12 protein-coding genes are annotated in these 22730 nt (G+C 54.7%); 3 read left to right on the forward strand and 9 right to left on the reverse strand.

Annotation, left to right across the window (positions count from 1 at the left end; genetic code table 11):
• Position 1 precedes the first annotated feature (1 nt).
• From Q4501_RS04235 to Q4501_RS04250, 4 genes are all read right to left on the reverse strand, one after another.
• Positions 2–694 carry a C39 family peptidase gene (locus tag Q4501_RS04235; protein ID WP_303594487.1) on the reverse strand — a complete coding sequence of 231 codons (693 nt, stop codon included), beginning with the start codon at positions 692–694 and terminating at the stop codon, positions 2–4.
• 13 nt (positions 695–707) lie between these two features.
• Positions 708–1058, reverse strand: coding sequence for a hypothetical protein (locus tag Q4501_RS04240; RefSeq protein ID WP_303594488.1), 351 nt, complete (start codon positions 1056–1058; stop codon positions 708–710).
• A 53-nt stretch (positions 1059–1111) separates the two neighbouring features.
• A complete protein-coding gene (locus Q4501_RS04245; RefSeq protein ID WP_303594490.1) occupies positions 1112–2140 on the reverse strand; it encodes a hypothetical protein in 1029 nt (342 codons plus the stop codon).
• Positions 2141–2534: 394 nt separating this feature from the next.
• Entirely contained in the window at positions 2535–4127 is a 1593-nt protein-coding gene (locus Q4501_RS04250) for an isocitrate lyase (protein ID WP_303594491.1), read from the reverse strand.
• A 294-nt stretch (positions 4128–4421) separates the two neighbouring features.
• Between Q4501_RS04250 and Q4501_RS04255 the strand changes: the two genes are divergently transcribed.
• Both Q4501_RS04255 and Q4501_RS04260 read left to right on the forward strand, forming a co-directional pair.
• Entirely contained in the window at positions 4422–5156 is a 735-nt protein-coding gene (locus Q4501_RS04255) for a transglutaminase-like cysteine peptidase (protein ID WP_303594493.1), read from the forward strand.
• Complete coding sequence (locus Q4501_RS04260) at positions 5143–7056, forward strand: EAL domain-containing protein (RefSeq protein WP_303594495.1); 1914 nt, start codon at positions 5143–5145, stop codon at positions 7054–7056. The genes Q4501_RS04255 and Q4501_RS04260 overlap by 14 nt, the downstream gene beginning before the upstream one ends.
• Here Q4501_RS04260 and Q4501_RS04265 read toward each other — a convergent pair.
• Genes Q4501_RS04265 through Q4501_RS04285 form a run of 5 tightly spaced genes read right to left on the reverse strand, consistent with a single transcriptional unit; the run spans position 7053 to position 13479 of the window.
• The gene (locus Q4501_RS04265; protein WP_303594496.1) at positions 7053–7397 is read right to left on the reverse strand and encodes a hypothetical protein; all 345 of its coding nucleotides are present in this window, start codon (positions 7395–7397) and stop codon (positions 7053–7055) included. The genes Q4501_RS04260 and Q4501_RS04265 overlap by 4 nt on opposite strands.
• Positions 7378–8025, reverse strand: a complete 648-nt coding sequence (locus Q4501_RS04270) for a response regulator transcription factor (RefSeq protein ID WP_303594497.1) — start codon at positions 8023–8025, stop codon at positions 7378–7380. Before Q4501_RS04270 ends, Q4501_RS04265 begins: the two co-directional genes overlap by 20 nt.
• A complete protein-coding gene (locus Q4501_RS04275; RefSeq protein WP_303594499.1) occupies positions 8022–9449 on the reverse strand; it encodes an HlyD family type I secretion periplasmic adaptor subunit in 1428 nt (475 codons plus the stop codon). The genes Q4501_RS04270 and Q4501_RS04275 overlap by 4 nt, the downstream gene beginning before the upstream one ends.
• Positions 9446–11581, reverse strand: a complete 2136-nt coding sequence (locus Q4501_RS04280) for a type I secretion system permease/ATPase (protein ID WP_303594500.1) — start codon at positions 11579–11581, stop codon at positions 9446–9448. Before Q4501_RS04280 ends, Q4501_RS04275 begins: the two co-directional genes overlap by 4 nt.
• Before the next feature lie 23 nt (positions 11582–11604).
• Positions 11605–13479 (reverse strand): TolC family outer membrane protein, encoded by a 1875-nt coding sequence (locus Q4501_RS04285; RefSeq protein ID WP_303594501.1) that lies wholly within the window; start codon positions 13477–13479, stop codon positions 11605–11607.
• Positions 13480–13777: 298 nt separating this feature from the next.
• Between Q4501_RS04285 and Q4501_RS04290 the strand changes: the two genes are divergently transcribed.
• Positions 13778–22705 carry an Ig-like domain-containing protein gene (locus tag Q4501_RS04290; protein ID WP_303594502.1) on the forward strand — a complete coding sequence of 2976 codons (8928 nt, stop codon included), beginning with the start codon at positions 13778–13780 and terminating at the stop codon, positions 22703–22705.
• Positions 22706–22730: the final 25 nt, after the last annotated feature.

Below are 22730 nucleotides of genomic sequence, written 5' to 3' on the forward strand. Positions count from 1 at the left end.
GTTACCACTCCCTTGTTGATGGCCAATATGGCAGCGTATGACCGAGTGACGGCCCCTCCTGTCCTTTGAAAAGCGGTGCCCGGACAATCTGCGGCCAGTTTCCATCGGTAAGGAACTTGCTACGCCCCTGCTGTATATCACTGCGAATAACAAAGGCTGCGCCATTCCAGTAATCTTCAAACTCCACTCTGGAATAGGCTTTCAGCCCGCGAGCGGGGTCTCCAACAAACACCTCGTCCTCACTGATTCCCTTGATGACAACAAAATGTCGGAAACCGTTCAGATTCAAAAGCACAATGACCGGCAGGCGCACTTTGTCCCGCAACCCCGTCAGCGGCATACGAAAACCATCGGCCTGATAACCTTCAGACTCCAGAAACCGCTTCATATCCAGCATGGAGAAGCCTTCCTGACGAACTTTTTCCGGGTCTGCCAACGAGAACATTCCGGAAAAAACTTCCTGCTCCGTGACTTGGTGATCGTAATGGTAGGTCAGTAGGGATGCGATTGCGGCAGAGCCGCAGCTGAAGTCGTACTGCTGCTGCATAACCGAGCTGAAACGCTGCTCCTTGAAACTGCGAACCTCCAACTGAAGTCCGCCACTCAGCCCCGGCAACATCACGGTACCCGCGAAAGCAGTGGACCAGAGCAACGTAGCACTCGCTATGACTATAACAAGCCCCCGCTTCACCATGGCCCACCTCCTGTCAGCGATTGATAAGAATATTCACCTGAGTACTGTCCTGAATCACCACCTGGTTACCCGTGTTCTGGATGACCGTGGCAATGCCACTCATATTCCCGAATGCCTGATCTGAGATCATGTTGTTGCCGGTCATTGAAGGCCCCGACAACCTATTTCCCGTGACCACAGCGCTCTGTTGATTGTCATTGAGCTGCAACTGGACAGGAACCCCCTGACGGCCACTGGATTGCTCCAGTTGATCTGCACTCATTGGGGACTGGCTCATCCATTCTTCGGCTGCCGCTCCAGCAGTTGGCCCCATGACAGCAAATAACCAGGCGATGCTCAGGATCCCTTTGACAACGTTAGTCATGACACGCCTCCCGGCAGAAACCGGGCCACACCTTGAGGCGCGGCCCGCCTTGCTCACTGGGTGCCGCCACCACCTGCGGACAGGTTGGACATGACACTCACGTTAGCCTGGGTAACACTACCCACGCCGGCATTCTGGGCAAAGGCGCCAACACCGGTGAAGTTGGCAGAACCTCCGGAGATCTCGTTGGAGGCGCGAGCTTCTGTGTAGGAGCGATTACCATTGGCATCACCATAAGTCATGGTTGTGCCGCTGACAGTGCCATCAAGATCGGCATCGTTCATAAACACCTCCAGTGAGACATTCAGCTCGGTAACACTGTTATCAGAGCTGTCACTGCTGTCGCTGTTGTAGGAGTCAGTGGCATTGGTGGAGTTATCCGAACTATCACTGTTACCACTGTCAGCGATCTTGAACGAGTCGTTGACGTTGGTGCTGTTGTCGGAATTATCGGAGTTGTCCGAATTATCCGAGTTATCGCTGTTATCGGAATTGTCGGAGTTATCTGAATTATCCGAGTTGTCCGAGTTATCCGGATTGCCGCTGTCGGCAATCTTGAACGCGTCGTTTACGTTGGTGCTGTTGTCTGAATTGTCCGAATTATCCGAGTTATCGCTGTTGTCAGAGTTGTCGGAGTTATCGGAAGCATCGGAATTATCCGAGTTGTTTGAAGCATCCGTATTGCCGCTGTCGGCAATCTTGAACGAATCAGCAACATCTGTGCTGTTGTCCGAGCTGTCGGAATTATCCGAGTTGTCGGAGTTGTCGGAAGCGTCGGAATTATCCGAGTTGTTTGAAGCATCCGTATTGCCGCTGTCGGCAATCTTGAACGAATCAGCAACATCCGTACTGTTGTCTGCATTGTTCGAGTTATCAGAGCCGTCCGAGTTATCGGAGTTGTCGGTGTTCGTGGAGTTGTTGTTGCCGGAATCGGTGTTGCCCGAATTATCGTTGTTGGCAGTAGAGGTATCATCCGCATTAGTATTCGGATCCCCATCTCCGCCCAGATCCGCAAAAGCGAAACCGGACACGCCCAGACTCATTGCAATGGCAGCTGCTAGCAATCCCTTCCTGGTATTCATGATATCAATTCCTTCTAGGTTATTGGCTTTATAAGGATCCGACCCAACCCGCTAGCTTTGGGGTAAGCCCAGGTCCAGACCCACAAGACAAACATTGCCATTCTTGTGCCAGAAAAAGATGGAATAGGCTAACCTACTAATTAAATTAGACTTTTCAGAAATTCACTCAAGGCAATTCAGCATTTTCGGAGGCGGGAACTGTTTCAGGGATGAAACAGTGTGGATTCAGATAAAGTAGAGAACCGAACGTTTATGCCGCAGTTTCAGACACATACATAAATTTGACGGTGTAAAAAACAAAAACCCCGCAAACTGTCTCCAGCTGCAGGGTTTTTGTGCTCCCGGAACAAGCCCGGGAGCAGAGGCATTTTCAGCCGTACTATAAACCGTTCGATTAACCGAACTGGTTCATGGTGTTGTCTGAACCACCGGCTTTCAGCGCAGCATCACCTGCGAAGAATTCCTTGTGGTCGTCACCGATGTTAGAACCAGCCATATCCTGGTGCTTAACAGTGGCGATGCCCTGACGGATTTCCTTACGCTGTACACCAGCAACATAGGCGAGCATGCCTTCGTCACCGAAGTAACCTTTGGCCAGGTTGTCTGTAGACAGGGCCGCAGTGTGGTATGTCGGCAGAGTGATCAGGTGGTGGAACACACCTGCTTCACGGGCTGCATCACGCTGGAAGTTCGCAGTCCACTCGTCTGCCAGCTTGGCCAGCTCGGTGCTGTCGTACTCTTCGCTCATCAACTTGGCGCGGTCGTAGGCGGACACGTCCTTGCCTTCTTCCTTCATTGCATCGAAAACCTGCTGACGGAAGTTCAGAGTCCAGTTGAAGGACGGGCTGTTGTTGTAAACCAGCTTGGCATCGGGAACCACTTCCTTGATGCGGTTTACCATACCGGCGATCTGGCCAACGTGGGGCTTCTCGGTTTCGATCCACAGCATGTCGGCGCCGTTCTGCAGGCTGGCAATACAGTCCATAACAACACGGTCTTCACCAGAGCCTTCTTTGAACTGGAACAGGCCAGATGCAAGACGCTTGGGCTTGACCAGCTTGCCGTTCTGCTTGATGACAACGTCACCGTTGTTGATATCTTCAGCTTTCTCGATAACGTCGCCATCGATGAAGCTGTTGTACTGATCGCCCAGATCGCCTGGCTCGTTGGTTACAGCGATCTGCTTGGTCAGACCAGCGCCCAGAGAGTCAGTACGGGCAACGATAACACCGTCGTCAACACCCAGCTCCAGGAACGCCAGACGTACAGCGTTGATCTTGGACAGGAAGTCGGCGTGAGGAACGGTTACTTTACCGTCCTGGTGGCCGCACTGCTTCTCATCAGAAACCTGGTTTTCGATCTGGATGCAGCAAGCACCCGCTTCGATCATCTGCTTGGCCAGCAGGTAGGTCGCTTCGTCGTTACCGAAACCGGCATCGATGTCTGCAATGATAGGAACAATGTGCGTTTCGTGGTTATCGATCTGTTTGATCAGGTCCGCAGCCTTGGCATCATCGCCAGCGTTTTCAGCAGCTTCCAGATCACGGAACAGGTGGTTCAATTCCCATGCATCAGCCTGGCGCAAGAAGGTGTAAAGCTCGCCGATCAGGCTGGAAACAGCGGTTTTCTCGTGCATGGACTGGTCAGGCAGAGGACCGAACTCAGAGCGCAGAGCTGCAACCATCCAACCGGACAGGTACAGGTAGCGACGCTTGGTTGTGCCGAAGTGCTTTTTGATAGAAATCAGCTTCTGCTGACCAATGAAACCGTGCCAGCAACCCAGAGATTGGGTGTACTGCGACGTGTCTTTGTCGTAGTTAGCCATGTCTTCGCGCATGATCTTGGCGGTGTACTTGGCGATGTCCAGGCCAGTCTTGAACTTGTTCTGGGCGCGCATACGAGCGGCATGCTTGGGGTTAATCGCGTGCCAGGTCGGGTTTTGCTTCAGAATGGAAGCGACGGCATCAATGTCTTTTGCGTAAGGCATGATCTCGATCCTTTGTGTGTTAACGACGGTTCTGATGACTGCAATTTGGGCAAATCGCCATGTGGTTTGCCTGCGATGACGGGTACTCTATTAGCTTTCATTTTATAATTGAAATTTATATGATCTATATTCATCATTTTTTCAATGAATGATCAGAAATTTACGAAACCGGATACTCACTGCTTACACATCCGCAACTGAAAGCCTGAATTTTTTCCAGCAAACTTACCAACTTGCAGTTGTCACTCCCAGTGACGCATACAGGCACGGAACCAAGAAAGAAAGCGAGCATTGATGGGCATCATGATGCGCAAACCTAACAGCAAAAAGGTGTTCAGAGCGATCCTCGCCCTTTATACAGCTGTCTGCGCATTGCTGATATTGCCCTCTCGCTCATCCGAGAACCCAGTCGGTGCCAGTATCGATTTCGCTCAGAGCCGGGTTCAATGGCACGACCACGGTTACAATTCCGACGTTTCCACGCTAGATGATTGGCAAGCACTGTTGCAGCGTATTAAACCACTCGATAGCAAAGAAAAACTGCGCCAGGTCAACGAATTTGTTCACAAAACCCTGAATTACCAACTGGACAGTACTCTCTGGAAGCGTGATGACTACTGGGCGACTCCCCTGGAGACTCTCTCCCGCGGCATGGGCGACTGCGAGGACTTCGTTATCATTCAGTATATTAGCCTTCTCAGTGCCGGCATCACTGATGACCAGTTAAGGTTGATCTACGTTCGGGCCCGCATTGGCGGTCCGGCAAGCCCGATTACACAAGCACATATGGTCTTGGGCTACTATCCAGAACCCGGGGCCGAACCCTTGCTGCTGGACAGCCTGATAGAAGACATTTTACCGGCCAACGAACGCACGGACCTTACCCCCGTGTTCAGTTTCAACAGTAGTGAACTATGGGCAGGTGGCGCAGGCGCCTCGGCCGGCAGCTCAACAGCCCGCCTGTCTCCCTGGCGTAACGTCCTGAACCGAATAAAAAGTGAAGGAGTGAGTTTTAATGTCTCTCGTTAAACAGTTGTGGTTAGCCACAAGCTTTCTGGTTGTTACTGCCTTTACCGCAAGCCTGGCCGCCAGCCTGATATCAGCATACGGGTATTATCAGGAACAACTGGCGCTGAAAAACATTGATAACGCAAACTCCCTTGCGATCACGCTCTCGCACACTGAAAAAGAACGCGCACTATTACGCTCGTTTCTGGACGCGCAGTTTGCAACTGGTCACTACCAGCGCATCAGCCTGAATATTCCGAACGAACAACCCCTGGACTTACAAGGTGAACCAAGCGAGACAAATGCACCGGCATGGTTCCGCGCCTTCTTCCCTATGGACATTCCGGCAGGCCAGGCGACAGTCTCCGATGGCTGGGTCAATTTTGGTGCCCTGTCAGTGGAAAGTGAGACCTCCTATGCACAGACCTCGCTCTGGGTAACGACAAAACGTCTGTTTGTTTGGCTCTGCCTTGTGGCACTGTTTGCAGGCTTCGCTGGCAGCTGGATGATTCGAAGGATCAGCGATCCTCTTAAGGGTGTAGTCCGACAGGCTGAGGCCATCGGAGAGCGGCGCTTTATCGTTTCCAAAGAACCCAAAACCACTGAATTTCGGCGCGTTGTACGCGCAATGAACAAACTCTCAAAGCGAGTAGAGAGCATACTTGAGGGCGACGCCAGGGCGCTCTCGGAAATGCGCGAAAAAACCCTGCATGACCCGGTAACCGGTATCGCGAACCGGGAATTCTTTATCAGCCGTCTTGACGCGCTCGTCGCGGACGAAGATACGGCGGCCCAACATACACTCGCTCTTGTTCGCTTGCCCAACCTGACTGCGCTAAACGCAAAACTCGGACATGAAACAGTCAGCGCCGGGCTGCGTGAGTTCTGCGAGCAGGTATCCGAGCGACTCAAACGTCACCAGCATCATTATTCAGATGCGTTTCTGGGCCGACTTAACGGCTCGGACTTTGGCATTCTGCTGACCGGGTTCCACGATATCGGGCTAATCAGCGAAATGCTGACCCAGGATGTTCAGATTTCCATTTGTGATGAACCAATGCAGGAGTTGCGGTTGTCAGCTTGTACATTCCGACCGGGCTCCTCCCGCGCTGAAGTTATGATGAAAGCCGATCATCTTCTTGCGCAGGCTGAGCAGGCTAAAGAGACCCTGGTGATAGCCGAAAGCAGCGCGGAAAACATTCCTTTCCGAAACGCCACCGAATGGCGAGACGCCATCAGTCTGGCAATCCACAACAAAGAACTGAAAGCCGAGTTTCATCCATTGATCGGACGCGACGGCACGCCATTGCATCAGGAGGCCAAGATTCGCCTGAAGCTTAATGGCGACTGGCAGACCGCAGGCTATTTTTTGCCCTGGAGCCGGCGCCTTTCCCTCCTTCCCAGTGTCGATACCGCGATGGTGACCCACCTGATTGCACTATCCGCACAAACAACAGCAGAGCCTGTCGTTATTCATATTTCCACCGATAGCCTGCTGGAGGAAGAGACCAGCGCCCGTATATTACAGTTGATTGAAAGCCGCCAGGCACCGGCACAATCGTTTCGTCTTGAGCTGCCAGAGTCTGCGTTAGGTATCGACGACCTTCGTTTGAGCTCTTTTATTGGCCGGGTGCAACAACAGGGAAGCGAGGTTGGTATCAGCGGCATTGGCCACAATCTTGAACGAATTGTCAGGATTCATGAGCTGGGTCTGAACTATATCAAAACAGATCCGGTTTATGCTCAACGCCTGGAGTCAGACAGGACTACTCAGCAGTATCTGCAGCGACTCACCGCGCTGGCACACTCAATCGGCCTTCAGGTGTATCTTGCGGGAGCAACATCCCCGCTCTGCGTTCAAGCTGCATGGGAAGCTGGCTTTGATGGCGTGACCGGCCCTGGTATCACCACGACCGGCTAATCAAAATTGAATACGTCGTCGCCGGCTTCGTCGATCAGATTCAGGTGTTCGTCCTGGCCGCGCAACGATTTACGGATCATCAGTTTATCCTGGGCTTCAGCCGGTAAATCGGTAAATCGGATGATGCCCTTGGTGCTCAGCAGATCAACCAGATCTTCGATAACCCGGATGAGCGCCGAATCGGATTCACGAAGCCGGCTTTCTGCAGGGCCGGCAGCTGTTATAGATGTCAGGAATGCCTGCAGGTCTGGATCTTCAGGGGGCACGTCTACAAACCCCGCCAGAGGTTCCTCACTCGCGGCTATGATTTCACCCTGCTCATTACGCCTGATGTACATCATCGCCTCCACCCACTCCTGGTTGCCCGGTTACAAACAGCATCAGCTGCATACGATCTCGCACTCCGAGCTTTCTGAACACTGAGCCCATGTGCTCTTTCACAGTTCGCTCGGTTATGCCGAGGGTCTCTGCAATCCGCCGGTTGCTGGCACCTTTCGACGCCTGTCGAGCCACCTCCTTCTCTCTGGTCGTCAGCACGGATAAGTCCGCCTCAACCCGCGAGTTCGCTGCATGGTCCAGCGCATTGGAGACAAGCTGCAAAAGGTTGCCCAATAAATTTTCCGGTAACCAAAGCCCGCCGGAGCCCACACTTTCCGCAACCTGCCGAAATACACTGCTGTTCGCAAGCGCGGGAACATAGGCTCTAGCGCCACTCGCCAGCGCCAGGTTCATTTCGTCCGACCGTGGCTCACGTGTCAGCACAACCACGCGACTGCCGCTGCGGGACCAGTTCTGGCTGACACCCTGCCAATCAGGTGCATCACTACAAATCCAGAGGGTATTGCCTTGGCACGGAGTTGGCAGGCTTGCACTGGTCTCATAAAGATGTACACCCGGCAACACGCGCCGCCAGTGATCGAGCGGGCAAAATGTTGGCGCATAAACAAGAAAAGAATGGCCGTATGTCATCGTTCACTCAGCGCCTTGGAAGTTGCTCGCACAACCGGCTTCAAAAGGTATTCCAGTACCGTCTTCTGGCCCGTAAGAATGTCTACCTGAGCAGTCATGCCCGGAATAATAGCTAATTGATCAGAAAACCCCTGAACTTCGGTCCGTAGCCGGGTCAGATAGTAAGTGTTATCGTTTTCATCTGTGATCGTATCAGCACTGATGTGCTCTACCTTCGCCTTGAGACCTCCAAAAACCGCAAAATCATAGGCGGAGAACTTGATAATCGCATCCTGCCCCTTGTGAATAAAGGCGATATCTTTGGGCAAAATCCGAGCCTCTACCAGCATCTCATCGTTCAGTGGAACAATCTCGACCACATCCTGGCCCGGAGCAACGACCCCACCCACGGTCTTTGCGAAAAGCCTCTGCACGGTACCATCGACAGGGGCCACTATCTGAGTCTTACGGACACGATCACTCAGGCCCGACATCATTTCACGGGTTGCGGACAAATCACTGACGGCTTCAGATAGGCGCTCCCGCCAACTGTTCGTCATGATCAACTGGGTTTCGCGAATTTTTGATTCGGCTTCGGCAATAGCAGAGAGGGAACCATCTATCGCAGCTTCTGCCTGATTGACCTCCCCGCGGGCATTGGATATCTCCCGTTCGAGCTTGATGAGATCCACCTCAGATACAGCCCCAGACGCCAGTAATGGACGTTTTAACGAAAGTTCCCGTGAGGCCAGACTGAGCACTTCGCGGTACTGCTGTCTCGCCGACCGGGCTTTTCTGAGGTCGGCTTGGCGTTGCTCGAGCTGCTGCTGGTATATGACTTTCTGTGCCTCCAGCTCATTCCGGCTGTTTTCAAAAAGAGATTTTTGCACGGCAACCAGCTCAGGAGACCGCTCAATGAATTCAGGCGGGAAGCGAATCTCTTCGCCATCTATCAGAGCCCGCAAGCGGTAAATATTGGCCTGCAATGCCAACTCGCGCGACTTTTGCTCCGCAAAGTCAGAATCGAAGCGCGTAGACTCAATGCTCACAAGCAGCTGCCCTTTTTTAACCAGCTCGCCTTCCTGAACAGACAGAGTCTCGACCACACCGCCATCCAGCGTCTGAACGATCTGAAGCTGGCTCGAAGGAATCACTTTCCCGTCGCCACGCGCCACCTCATCGATCGGAGCCAATCCGGCCCACACCAGCAGCGCTACCAGGGCGAAAAAAACGACCCACAGCAAGGCCCTCGCCCGAATGGGCTCCTGCTGCACTCTGGCCCACTCCCCATCAACTTCCCAGCCACTTCTATCCGGTACCCGAAGCCAGCGCCCCGTAAGACGATCAAGCCAACGCTCCGTTCGTCGCCCAACACGCTCAGAGCCACGCCCGATTCCATGGAAGCTCTTCTCCGCCAGGGATGCCTTATCGCGCTCCTTACTCATGAAGCACCCCGAATCTTACCCTGACGCAAAGCCTCAATGACGGTTGCCTTGGCGCCATCCGCGACGACTCGCCCCGCGTCCAGAACCACGATCCGGTCTGCCAGCTCCAACAATGCAGTGCGGTGAGTAACCATTACCACCGTTTTTCCCTCTGCGGCCTTTGCCAGACTGCGCTTGAAGTGTTCTTCACTGGAATGGTCAAGTGAACCTGTAGGTTCATCAAGTAACAAAATGGGCGGATCACCCACCATCGCCCGTGCGATGGCAACTGATTGACGCTGACCGCCAGACAACCGCTGTCCGCGCTCGCCTACCTGCAAATCAAAACCATCCGGGTGCGAGTCAATATACTGTTTAAGGCCGCTAAGCTCAGCAACCCGCAGCAACTCTTCATCTGCGACAGGGCGTGACAGCATGATGTTGTCTCTCAAGCTGCCATAGAACAGCTCAACATCCTGAGGTACATAGCCTATATTGCGGCGTAGCTCTGCGGGATCAAGTTGACGCAAATCGACATCATCCAGACTGATGGTTCCAGAAACAGGAAAATACAACCCCAGAAGCAGGCGCTGTATCGTGCTTTTACCCGACCCGTTTTTACCCAGGACGGCAACTCTCTCACCTGCCTTCACCTTGATTGATATACCCGTAAGGGCCTGCTGGCCCGATTCAGGATACTGGAACTGAACGTCACGGAATTCGACCTTGCCACTCAACACCGGCCTGGAGACCCAGTTTTTCCCCTGAGCGCGTTCCTGTGGCAGCGCCATAATCTCATCCAGTGTACGCAAAGCCGTCGCGGCCTGATGGTATTGCGCAAGCAGCCCTGCCGCCTGACTCACCGGCGCCATAGCTCTTGATGAGAGCAGGTAGGCTGCAATAAGGCCACCCTGGCTCAGCTCACCAGCGATGATGAGATAAACACCCAGAATGATGATGGCAACGGAGACAAGGTGCTGGCACCACTGAGCGCCATTCTGGATAGTCGAGGAAATGAATTTAAGGCGCGCACTGATGTTGCTCATGTACAAGGATGTACGCTCGTACGTCGACTGGATGCGACTTTCAACACCGAAGCTCTTGACGGACTCCAGGTTCGACAGACCTTCAACTAAGGTTGCGTTTCGCTGAGAGCCCGCCGACATACTTTCGTCCGACAGCTCCCGGAGCCGCCGCTGGGCAATAGAGGCGTAGATGATCAAACCTGTTGCGCCAACAATAACCGGAACACCCAGTGGCCAGCTGATCAACATGATGACCAGCAGGAACAGCAGTACAAACGGGAGATCTACCAGCCCAACAACCGTCATGGAACTGACAAATGACCGGACGGATTCAAAAGACTGTACGTTGGCCGCAAACGCACCTGCAGACTGAGGCCTGTGTGCGAGACTAAGCCCCAGAACCCTCTCCATAATCGTAGCTGACAGCTTGGCATCCGAACGGCTGGCAGCCAGGTCAATAAACCATCCCCGCATCAGCCGTAACAAGAGATCTGCCGACAAAGCAATCAGAAGACCTGTTGCCAGTACCCATAACGTATGTGTGGCATGGTTTGGAACCACGCGGTCGTATACGTTCATCACGAATAACGGCATTGAAACGGCGAAAACGTTGATCATTAACGCTGCAATGCATATGTCCCGATAAAGCTTCTGGTTCTCCGCAATAACACTCCAGAACCAATGCCCTTTTCGGCTTGTGTGAGTGCGTGGCGCACGGCTATCAAAACTGAACCTGGGTCGGCAGTAGACAATTGTTCCGGTGTACTCCTCCGAGAGATCCTCCAGAGACATTTCGATCTCAGAGTCCGGAAGCTGGGGGAAAATTAGCGAGGCCGCTCCCTTCTCAAAGTCCACTGCATGAAGCACGCATGCGCGGTCACCACTGAGCAAAAGAACCGCTGGTAAAAGAGCTGAGTTAATCGCGCTGAGGGGCTGCTTTTCAATATGGCTGGTAAAGCCTAACCGCTTCGCCGCCCGGCCAAACGTGGATGGCGTTAACCGGCCTTCTTCAAGCGGGATCCCGGACAAAATGCTCTCGGCAGATGCCTGCTGGCCATGAAACTTGCATAGTACCTGCAAGCACGTCAGCAAACCGTCAGTTCCGAACACTTGCTCAGGTTGTCCCACAATCCATCCTATACACTCCGGAATTAGTTCGCTTCAGCAACCGGGCCAGGCGCACTTACCCTTATATCGGCCCGACGGTTCGCATTTACAGCCGTTGAAGTGTTCATACTGAACCTTGGCTGGTAAAAACCAAGCCCCTCCGTTTTAATCCGCGCAGGATCTATGCTGTACCCATCCACCAGTCTCTGAGCAACCGCCTCAGCCCGGCGAATGGATAGCGCCTGATTGTATGCAGGCGCGCCTGTTTTCGAGGCATGCCCAATCACGACCACTGTCGCTTCCAGATTTTGCGCCAGTAGCTTGCCAACTTCCTCGATATATTCGTCACTGGACGCCTCGATCCTGGCCGAATCATTGGCAAACTCAACAACGGCGTTTGCAACAACTACGGGTTTCGCTGCCGTTGCGCAGCCTTCAGCATCCACCGGAGTTCCCGGAGGGGTGCCCGGGCACTGGTCTTTGTAGTTTCTGACGCCATCACCGTCAAAATCCAGCAACAGCTCAAGAGACTCATCGATCTCCACAGCCGGACAAACTCCTTCCGTAATCTGCAAAGGCTCCGCCCCGAGCTCATCCAGCGTTGGCAGCCCATCACGAATCAGGCCCAGTGAAGACACCAGGTGACCCATACCCGCCTGAACTGTGGCTACTGCCAGTTTGCGATCATAGATCGCATTAGTGTAGGCCCGACTGGCATCAAAATACTCATTTTCTGCGTCAAGCAGATCCAGCAATGTTCGCTCGCCGATATCGAACTGGTCTTTATAGGCAGTGCGTACCCGGGCGGAAGACAGTCGATGGTTGTTCAAAATGGGGGCCTGGGTTTCGAGATTGCGCACGTCATTGAAGGCGATCTGTATTTCTTGACGGATATCCACGCAGGCCTTGTCCCGCAAATCTTTGGCAACATTTACCTGATCGTAGGCGCTTCTGACACGGGCACGATCCGAGCCGCCACGGTAAAGATTTACATTCAGCTCAATCCCAATCCGACCTTCGGTTTCAGACTGATCAAAGCCAAGATCATCGTAGGAGCTATGACCATAACTCGCGACCAGATCAAGCCTGGGCTGATAGCCCGACCGGTTCTCCCGGACGCTGGCCTCTGCCGCCTTGATGTCACGGTGAGAAGCCCGGAATTCGGGGTTGCCTTCATAGGCAATCATCAGTGCCTCGTTCACGGTCGAAGGCAAAACGTCGGCATCAAGCGCAACTTCTTCGGTTTCCACCGGGGGGGCCTCACCAACAATCCTGAGGTACCTGGCTCGAACGTCATGAAGGTTGCTTGCAACGACGACCAGATTGGATTCCGCCAACGAAAGTCGACCGCTGATCTGCTCGAGATCAGCTGCGCGTGCTACACCAGCTCGGGCACTGGAACTTACCTGATCGTAGACTTCCTGATGGGTTTCGAGATTCTCCCGAGCGAGATCAAGCAGCTCACGCTGCCGCGAGACATCAAGATATGCGCCCAGTGCTTCCAGGGACGTTTTCTCTATTTGGGCCAGAAGCTGGAAATAACTAACCAACTGCTGTTCTTCCAACCTCTGGACAGAACTCTTCACCTCAAACCCGTCGTAAAGCATTTGCGTCAGAGTCAACTGGCCATCGTAGCCATCGTACTCATCTACCGGGCCATAGTTCCGGTGCTCGAGCCCATATCGAGCCTGAGCATCCAGAGAAGGCAGATATCCGCCAAAGGCACTATCCGTATCATGCCCGGCAACAAGAAACTGATGCCAACTGGCACGCACTTCCGGGTTCGTCTCTATAGCCGCTCGCACGGCGTTGATCACACCAGCATTACTCTGCCCTTGGGCGGCAAGTGCTGGCACAAGAAAAATCGCGCCAAAACAAACGGCAACACCGGATTTAAAGACCTGCTTAACAATTGACAATATTCCAACCTCCAGACCCCCGAGCGAAGCACCCGAAAGCAACCAATGTAACTCTGCTCTCAAGCAGACCTTCTCAATACGTAACTTACTCGACTGAAGTTCAGTTCGGGCCGGCTTTTATTTTACCCCGCGACACGCGCAAATCCGCCGATTTCACAACCATTTACAATTCAGTACGAGAAATTACCTCAACCTGTACCTGAGTCCAGTAGGCAGGAAACCGATACGACCTTACCTTAACTATTGTTGATAAATACAACGATTTTTTCGTTAGCTGAATTTTCAAAAGAGACCTGCCATGAGCACAACCATTGCCATCGTTCTGAATGTTTCCGGAAAAGCCTGGGCCGAAGCGCCAGACGGAAGTCGCCGCCTACTCGAGGAAGGCGGAGCTTTAATGGCAGGCGAACGACTGGTCACAGAAGACGATGCGAGAATCCTTCTGGACTTCGGTTATGGCAACTCTGCGATTGTCGAGGGTGGCACAAGCATTCTGGCAACAGCCGAAATGGCGGGCAACTTTACTCCTGCGCGCGCAGACACAGGCATTGAGGAAGATAGCATTGCCCAGGCCCTGGCTTCCATTGAGCAAGCCCTCGGCGGCTCCCTTGAGGATGCGGAAGCCCCTGCAGCGGGTCTGGAAGGTGGCAGCTCCGGAGGCAGCAGCTCTGTTCGCCTTGCGCGCATCGTCGAGAGTATTGACCCGGCGCGCTTTGGTAGTGAGCTTTCGCCTTATGACTTCAGCCGTCAGTTTTCTGATGAAGGCAATGGAGCAAGTACAGACAGCGGACTCGATACGTCGACTGTTAACACACCCATCCAGCCCGGCGACATTTCAATCGGCTCTGTCAGCGGTGGAACTACCGCTTCCCCAGCTTATGTTGTAAGTGGCTCAAGCAGCAATCTGGTACCGTCCAGTCCTGTTCAAATCACGCTTACAGACCAGGATGGCAACACTGTCAGCCAGGAAATTCTAACCGGGCCTGACGGTTCGTTCACGGGGGTTTTGTCACCTCTGACGGGGCTGGTAGACGGACCATTAACGATTGAAGTCACAGCGACAGGACCAGACGGTGCGACGGTCTCTGACGCCGGTCAGGGCTCTCTGGACCTGACTGCGGGCGTTTTGGAATTGAATATCGACGAAATCGACTACGCGACGCAGACCATCAGCCTGAATGGCATGACCACCGACATTGCACCAGGCGAACCCGTTTACCTGACCATCACCGATAGCGACGGCACCCAAGTCACCACCACCGCCACTGTTGCGGCTGACGGCTCTTACACTGTTTCGGGCACGGATATTTCCAATCTGGTCGACGGTGCCCTGACCATCGAGGCGTCTGCCACGGATCGCAACGGCAACCCGGCTTCTGATACCGCAAGCGGTGCGCTGGATGCAACACCAGGCGATCTAAACCTCACTACCACCGTCGATGACGCCGCGGGCACCATCGACATTGCCGGCACCACTGATGATGTGGCGCCGGGTGACTCTGTCGCAATTACCATTACCGACAGGAATGGCACTCAAACCGGCACCACCGCGACTGTTGCGGCTGACGGCTCTTACACTGTCTCGGACACAGACATTTCTGGGTTGGTGGATGGGACTTTGACCATTGAGGCCTCCGCTACGGACCGCAATGGCAGCCCGCTTTCCGACACCACAACCGGCACGTTCGATGCAACTCAAGGCGACCTGACGGTTGCCATTGAGGCCGTCGATAACGGCGCGCAGACTCTCAACCTGTCGGGCAACACCACCGACGTTGCCGAGAATGCACCGGTGACCATTACTATCACCGATTCCGCAGGCACCCCGATTTCCGTCACCACCACCGTGGACGCCAATGGCGATTACACGTTGGCGGACGTGGATATTTCTGGCCTGGCGGATGGAACTTTGACCGTAGAAGCCTCAGCCACCGATCGCAACGGCGACCCGCTGTCTGACACTGCTACCGGTACACTGGATGCACTCGCTGGCGACCTCGCAGTGGCCATTGATGCTATCGACAATGGTGCTCAGACCCTCAACCTGTCAGGCACCACCGCCGATGTGGCACCGGAATCGGTGGTAAGCCTCACCGTTACCGATAGCGACGGCAACCAGGCTACCACCACTGCCACCGTGGCCAATGACGGCTCCTATACTGTGACCGACATCGATATCTCGGGACTGGTTGACGGCGCGCTGACGATCGAAGCGTCAGCCACGGATCGTAACGGCAGTGCCGTTTCCGATACTGCAACCGGCACGTTCGATGCGACTCAAGGCGACCTGACAGTTGCCATTGAAGCCGTTGATAACGGCACGCAGACCATTAATCTCTCGGGTACCACCAGTGATGTTGCGCCTGATGACCTGGTTAACATCACCATTACCGATGTGGACGGCACCCAAGTTACCACCACCGCCATCGTTGCCGCTGACGGTTCTTACACTGTGACCGGTGCTGATATTTCGAGCCTGGTGGATGGGGCATTAATTGTCGATGCCTCCGCCACGGATCGTAACAGCAGTGCCGTTTCCGATACTGCAACCGGCACGCTCGATGCGACTCAAGGCGACCTGACGGTTGCCATTGAGGCCGTCGATAACGGCACGCAGACCATTAATCTGTCGGGTACCACCAGTGATGTTGCGCCTGATGACCTGGTCAGCATCACCATTACCGATGTGGACGGCAACCAAGTCACCACCACAGCCATCGTCGCCGCTGATGGCTCCTACACCGTGACCGGTGCAGATATTTCGAGCCTGGTGGATGGGGCATTAACTGTTGATGCTTCCGCCACGGATCGTAACGGTAACCCGGTTTCCGATACTGCGAACGGCAGTCTGAATGCGCTTACCGGCAGCCTCGACATTACCTCTACGTCCGTCGACGACAATGCGGGCACCATTGATATCGCTGGCACAACCGCTGACGTGGCCGAGAATGCATCGGTTGCCCTCACCATTACAGATGTAAATGGAACCCAAGTCACCACCACCGCCACTGTTGCGGCTGACGGCTCTTACACTGTCGCGGGCACGGACATTTCTGGTTTAGTGGACGGGAACTTGACCATTGAGGCCTCCGCTAAGGACCGCAATGGCAGCCCGGTTTCCGACACTGCAACCGGCATAGTTGATGCAATTCAAGGCGACCTGGCGGTGGCCATTGAGGCCGTCGATAACGCCGCCCAGACTCTCGACCTGTCAGGCACCACCAGTGATGTTGCGCCTGATGACTTGGTCAACGTCACCATTACCGATGTAGACGGCACGCAGGTGACCACCACGGCCATCGTCGCCGCTGACGGCTCTTACACCGTGACCGGTGCAGATATTTCCAGCCTGGTGGATGGAACTTTGACCATCGAGGCGGCTGCCACGGATCGCAACAGCAACCCGGTTTCCGATACTGCAACCGGCACGCTCGATGCAACTCAAGGCGACCTGACGGTTGCCATTGAGGCCGTCGATAACGGCGCACAGACTCTCGACTTGTCGGGCACCACCAACGACGTGGCCGAGAATGCATCGGTTGCCCTCACCATTACAGATGTAAATGGAACCCAAGTCACCACCACCGCCACTGTTGCCGCTGACGGCTCTTACACTGTCTCGGATACGGACATTTCTGGGTTGGTGGATGGGACTTTGACCATTGAGGCCTCAGCTACGGACCGCAATGACAGCCTGGTTTCCGACACCACAACCGGCACACTCGATGCAACTCAAGGCGACCTGACAGTTGCCATTGATGCCGTCGATAACGGCGCGCAGACCATTAACCTGTCGGGCACCACTACCGATGTGGCGCCGGGAACGGAAGTGAACGTCACCATCACCGACAGCGACGGCACCCAAGTCGGTACCACCGCGACCGTCGCCGCTGACGGATCTTATTCTCTGAACGGCGTAGATGTATCAGGGTTAAATGACGGCGCGCTGAGCATTGACGTTGTCGCCACAGACCGAAATGGCAACCTGGTATCTGACACTGCAACAAGCACACTGGATGCCACCGACGGTGCATTGACCGTCGCCGTCGACGCTATCGATAACAACGCTTCCACGATCGACTTGGCGGGTACCACTACTGACGTGGCGCCAGGTGAATCAGTAAACGTCACCATCATCGATGCGGATAACAACCAGGTCACCACCACAGCCACCATCGCCACTGACGGATCTTATACTGTGACTGGCATCGACATCTCGGGTTTGGTTGACGGCGCGCTGACCATCGATGCTGCCGCCACCGACCGTAATGGCGATCCGGTATATGGCACCGAAACCGGCACGCTTGATGCAACTCAAGGCGACCTGACAGTTGCCATTGATGCCGTCGATGACACCGCGGGCACGATCGATGTCGCCGGCACCACCACCGACGTCGCCGAGAATGCACCGGTGACCATCACTATCACCGACTCCGCAGGCACCCCAATTACCGTCACCACCACCGTGGACGCCAATGGCGATTACACGTTGGTGGACGTGGATGTTTCCAGCCTGGTGGATGGAACTTTGACCATCGAAGCGTCAGCCACGGACCGTAACGGCAGTGCCGTTTCCGATACTGCGAATGGAACTCTGGATGCCACCACCGGTGGCCTCGACATTAACTCTGCGTCCGTTAATGACTCCGCAGGCACCATTGATATCGGTGGTACAACCACCGATGTGGCTCCCAATGAGCTGGTTAACATCACCATTACCGATGTGGACGGTACCCAAGTCACCACGACCGCCATCGTTGCCGCTGATGGCTCTTACACTGTCGCGGGCACGGACATTTCTGGTTTAGTGGACGGGAACTTAACCATTGAGGCCTCCGCTACGGACCGCAATGGCAGCCCGGTTTCCGACACCGCAACCGGCACGCTCGATGCAACTCAAGGCGACCTGACGGTTGTCCTTGATGCCGTCGATAACGCCGCACAGACTCTCGACCTGTCAGGCACCACCACCGACGTGGCGCCAGGCGAACTTGTCTCGATCACCATCACCGACGTTGATGGCACCCAAGTCAGCACCACCGCCACCATTGCCGCTGACGGCTCCTACACAGTGACCGGTGCAGATATTTCAACGCTGGTCGACGGTACGCTAACCGTCACTGCCACTGCGGACGATCGCAACGGCAAGCCGGTTTCCGATAGTGCAACCGATACTCTGGACGCCATAACTGGCGGCCTGGATATCACCGCCGCTACCGTTAATGACGATGCACAAACCATCGACCTGGCGGGTACCACTACCGATGTAGCCCCGGGAGCAGTGGTGAGTCTTACCATCACCGACAGCGATGGCACCCAAGCCGGTGCCACCGCCACCGTCGGCGCCGACGGATCTTACTCGGTCACCGGCACCGACATTTCCGGCCTGGTCGACGGTGCTCTGACCATCGCGGCGTCTGCCACGGATCGCAACGACAACGCCGTTTCTGATACCGCAAGCGGTGCGCTGGATGCAACACAAGGCGGTCTAAACCTCACTACCACCACCGTCGATGACACCGCGGGCACGATCGATGTCGCCGGCACCACCACCGACGTAGCGCCCAACAATCTGGTCAGCATCACCATTACCGATGTAGACGGCACGCAGGTGACCACCACGGCCATCGTCGCCGCTGATGGCTCTTACACCGTGACCGGCACCGATATCACGGGTCTGGTTGACGGTGCGCTGACGGTCGAAGCATCAGCCACGGACCGTAACGGCAGTGCAGTTTCCGATACTGCGAATGGAACTTTGAATGCCACCACCGGTGGCCTCGACATTAACTCTGCGTCCGTTAATGACTCCGCAGGCACCATTGATATCGGTGGTACAACCACCGATGTGGCTCCCAATGAACTGGTTAACATCACCATTACCGATGTGGACGACACCCAAGTCACCACGACCGCCGCCGTTGCCGCTGATGGCTCTTACACTGTCGCGGGCACGGACATTTCTGGTTTAGTGGACGGGAACTTGAGCATTGAGGCGTCTGCCGCGGATCGCAACGGCAATGCCGTTTCGGACACCGCCGCCGGCACTCTCGATGCAACTCAAGGCGACCTGACGATTGCCCTAGATGCCGTCGACAACGCCGCACAGACTCTCGACCTGTCAGGCACCACCACCGACGTGGCGCCAGGTGAACTTGTCGCGATCACCATTACGGATGTGGATGGTACTCAAGTCACAACGACCGCCGCTGTAGCCGCTGACGGTTCTTACACCGTGACCGGCGCGGATATTTCAACGCTGGCCGACGGAACGCTAACCGTCACTGCCACTGCGGACGATCGCAACGACAATGCCGTTTCTGATACCGCAAGCGGTGCGCTGGACGCTCTTGCCGGTGATCTGACGGTTGCCATTGATGCCGTCGATAATGGTACGCAGACCATTAATCTCTCGGGCACCACCAGTGATGTTGCGACTGATGACTTGGTCAACATCACCATCACCGACGTTGATGGCACCCAAGTCAGCACCACCGCCACCATTGCCGCTGACGGCTCCTACACAGTGACCGGTGCAGATATTTCAAGCCTGGTGGATGGCCCACTAACCGTCTCGGCCGGCGCGACCGATCGCAACGGCAACGCGGTTTCCGACACAGCTAACGGCGCACTGGATGCATTGGCAGGTAGTCTGTCCGTGATAGTGGATTCCGTCGATAACAATGCTCAAACCATAAGCCTTTCGGGAGCAACCACGGACGTCGCCGTGGGCAGCAGTATTACCCTCACGATTACGGATGCCGGTGGCGTTTCCACCAGCGTAACTACAGCGGTAGATGCAAACGGCTCCTACTCGGTTACAGATATTGATACCTCTGGTCTGGCGGATGGCGCAATCACGGTTGTGGCCTCTGGAACCGATCGCAACGGACAAAACCTTTCCAATTCGACCACCGGAACCTTGGAGACCAATGTCGCACCAGAAGCTGGCGATGACTCCTACAATACAAATGCGATCCAGGGGCTCTTTGGCGAATATTTTGCCTACGAGGTCGGGACGGACGGCAACAACCTCAGTAACCTTACACAAATCGATGCGTTTATTGCCGCAACGAGTGCCGATGCAACCTTTATAGGCACCTCCGTCAACTATGACATAGGCCAATCGGGTGGAAATCTTGGCAGTGAAGGCAAGCTCCAGGATTTCCTGGGAGACGATGCGAGCTCATTGTCCAGCGACCCCGTCAATAGCTCTGACGCGATCATCCGAATGAGCGGCGAGCTGGATCTTGCTGCAGGAATCTACCAGTTCAAGGTCCGTGCAGACGATGGCTACCGTATCCTTGTGAATGGCGATGTCGTCATTGAAGCCGACAGGAATCAATCCCCGTCAACCCAAACGGGCGGGACATTCGAACTGACAGGCGAAGGCCCCCATACCGTCGAAATCGTTTACTGGGATCAAGGTGGGCAAGCCGTGCTTGAGGTTGAGATTCGACCACAAGGTGGAACGTACGAGACTTTCGGCTCACAGCATGTGTCACATAACGGCATTGATTCAGGGCTGATTGTTAACGAGAACCAGCCTCTCACTATCGAGTCATCAACGCTGCTAGAAAACGATATCGATGCCAATGGCGATTCGCTGACCATTCAAAGTGTTCAGAACCCAGTGAACGGCAACGCCTCACTTGATGCCAACGGCAATATCGTATTCACCCCTGACGACTTCTTCACTGGTGAAGCAACGTTCGATTACACGGTCAACGACGGCCAGGGAGCCACAGACACAGCGACTGTTACCGTAAATGTGCTTCCCGCCGCCGATTCCCCTGTGTTGTCGGTTTCCGACAGCACCAATCTGCAGGCCGGAGCTACTGTCATATCAACGGGAGCCGAGGATGTGGCGGTTGATCCAGCCGCATATGATTCAGGCGACGGCTTAAGTCTGGCTGCACTGGAAAGCGAACTGGGAGTGGAGACTGGGTACCTGAGCGGGCGGTTCAATCCGACGGGAGAAGGTGCAGACGATCCAGGTACCATTACCATCGCAGATGGAAAGATCACAGAAACAACCCAAACTCTGAATACGGGTATGGAAATTACCTGGGGTTATTCCTTCGTAAACGGCGAGGACAATAAGAGCGAAGTAGAGAGTGGTTTCAACGATGTCGTTGCTCTAGTCGTAACGGCACCAGGTGGAGCAAAAGAAACTCTGCTTGTGGACTCATCGGAGAACAAATTCCCCACCCAGTCTTCGACCGGATCCTTTGCCTACACGGCCGCTGAATCGGGTGCTTACCAGTTCCAGTGGCTGGTGCTGAATGGCGGGGACTCACAAAAAGATTCCTCACTGCAACTTGACGCTCCATCTCTGACGGTCCCCGGACTCAGTGGCACCTTTGGCGCCATAGTTCCACTCGATATCAATGCTGCACTGGCAGATCAGGACGGGTCAGAAAACTTGAGCATCCTGATAGGCGGCTTACCAACAGGTGCCGCGCTGACTGCAGGTACTCAAAATGCGGATGGAACCTGGAGCTTGAGCGCTAATGAGCTGGACAACCTGCAGTTACTGACAGAAAACGGCTTCAGCGGCGACATTACACTTGGCGTCACGGCGACTGCAACGGAGACCTCAACGGGTGATCAACAGTCAGTGACCGAGTCCATGACGGTCACGGTTGCACAGACCAGCACGACCATCTCAGGAACCGAGCAGACAGATAACTTGCAGGGCAGTGCAGCAAACGAGCTGATCCGCGGCTACGACGGCGATGATGTTCTTGATGGCGGTGCAGGAAACGATTACCTGCTAGGCGGTGCCGGCAACGACATGCTGATCGGAGGCTCAGGCAACGACATGCTGATCGGGGGCTCAGGCGACGACATGCTGACCGGCGGCGTAGGTGCGGATGTGTTCCGTTGGGAGCTTGGCGACGAAAATGACAGCAGCATGGCCAATGACGTTGTGACAGATTTTACGATTGATGCGCAAGATGGCTACACAGGGACTGGCCAGGGCGATCAACTCGAGCTCAGCGATCTTCTTCAAGATGCATCAGCTGAAACCATCACAGACTTCATGATGGCGAAGGAGGAAAACGGGGATACGGTTCTTTATCTCAATAAAGACGGTGCACTCAGCGATAACGGTGACAATGCCCAACAGTCCATCACCTTGAGCGGCATTTCCATGGACGGCCAAAGCTCTGAGCAGTTCATCGACACAATGCTGAATAGTGGGCACATCAAGATTGAGTAATTAAATGCGAAATAGTCACCGGGGC

Source organism: Marinobacter sp. 2_MG-2023, assembly GCF_030546935.1.
In the GTDB taxonomy this organism is placed as follows: Bacteria; Pseudomonadota; Gammaproteobacteria; order Pseudomonadales; family Oleiphilaceae; genus Marinobacter.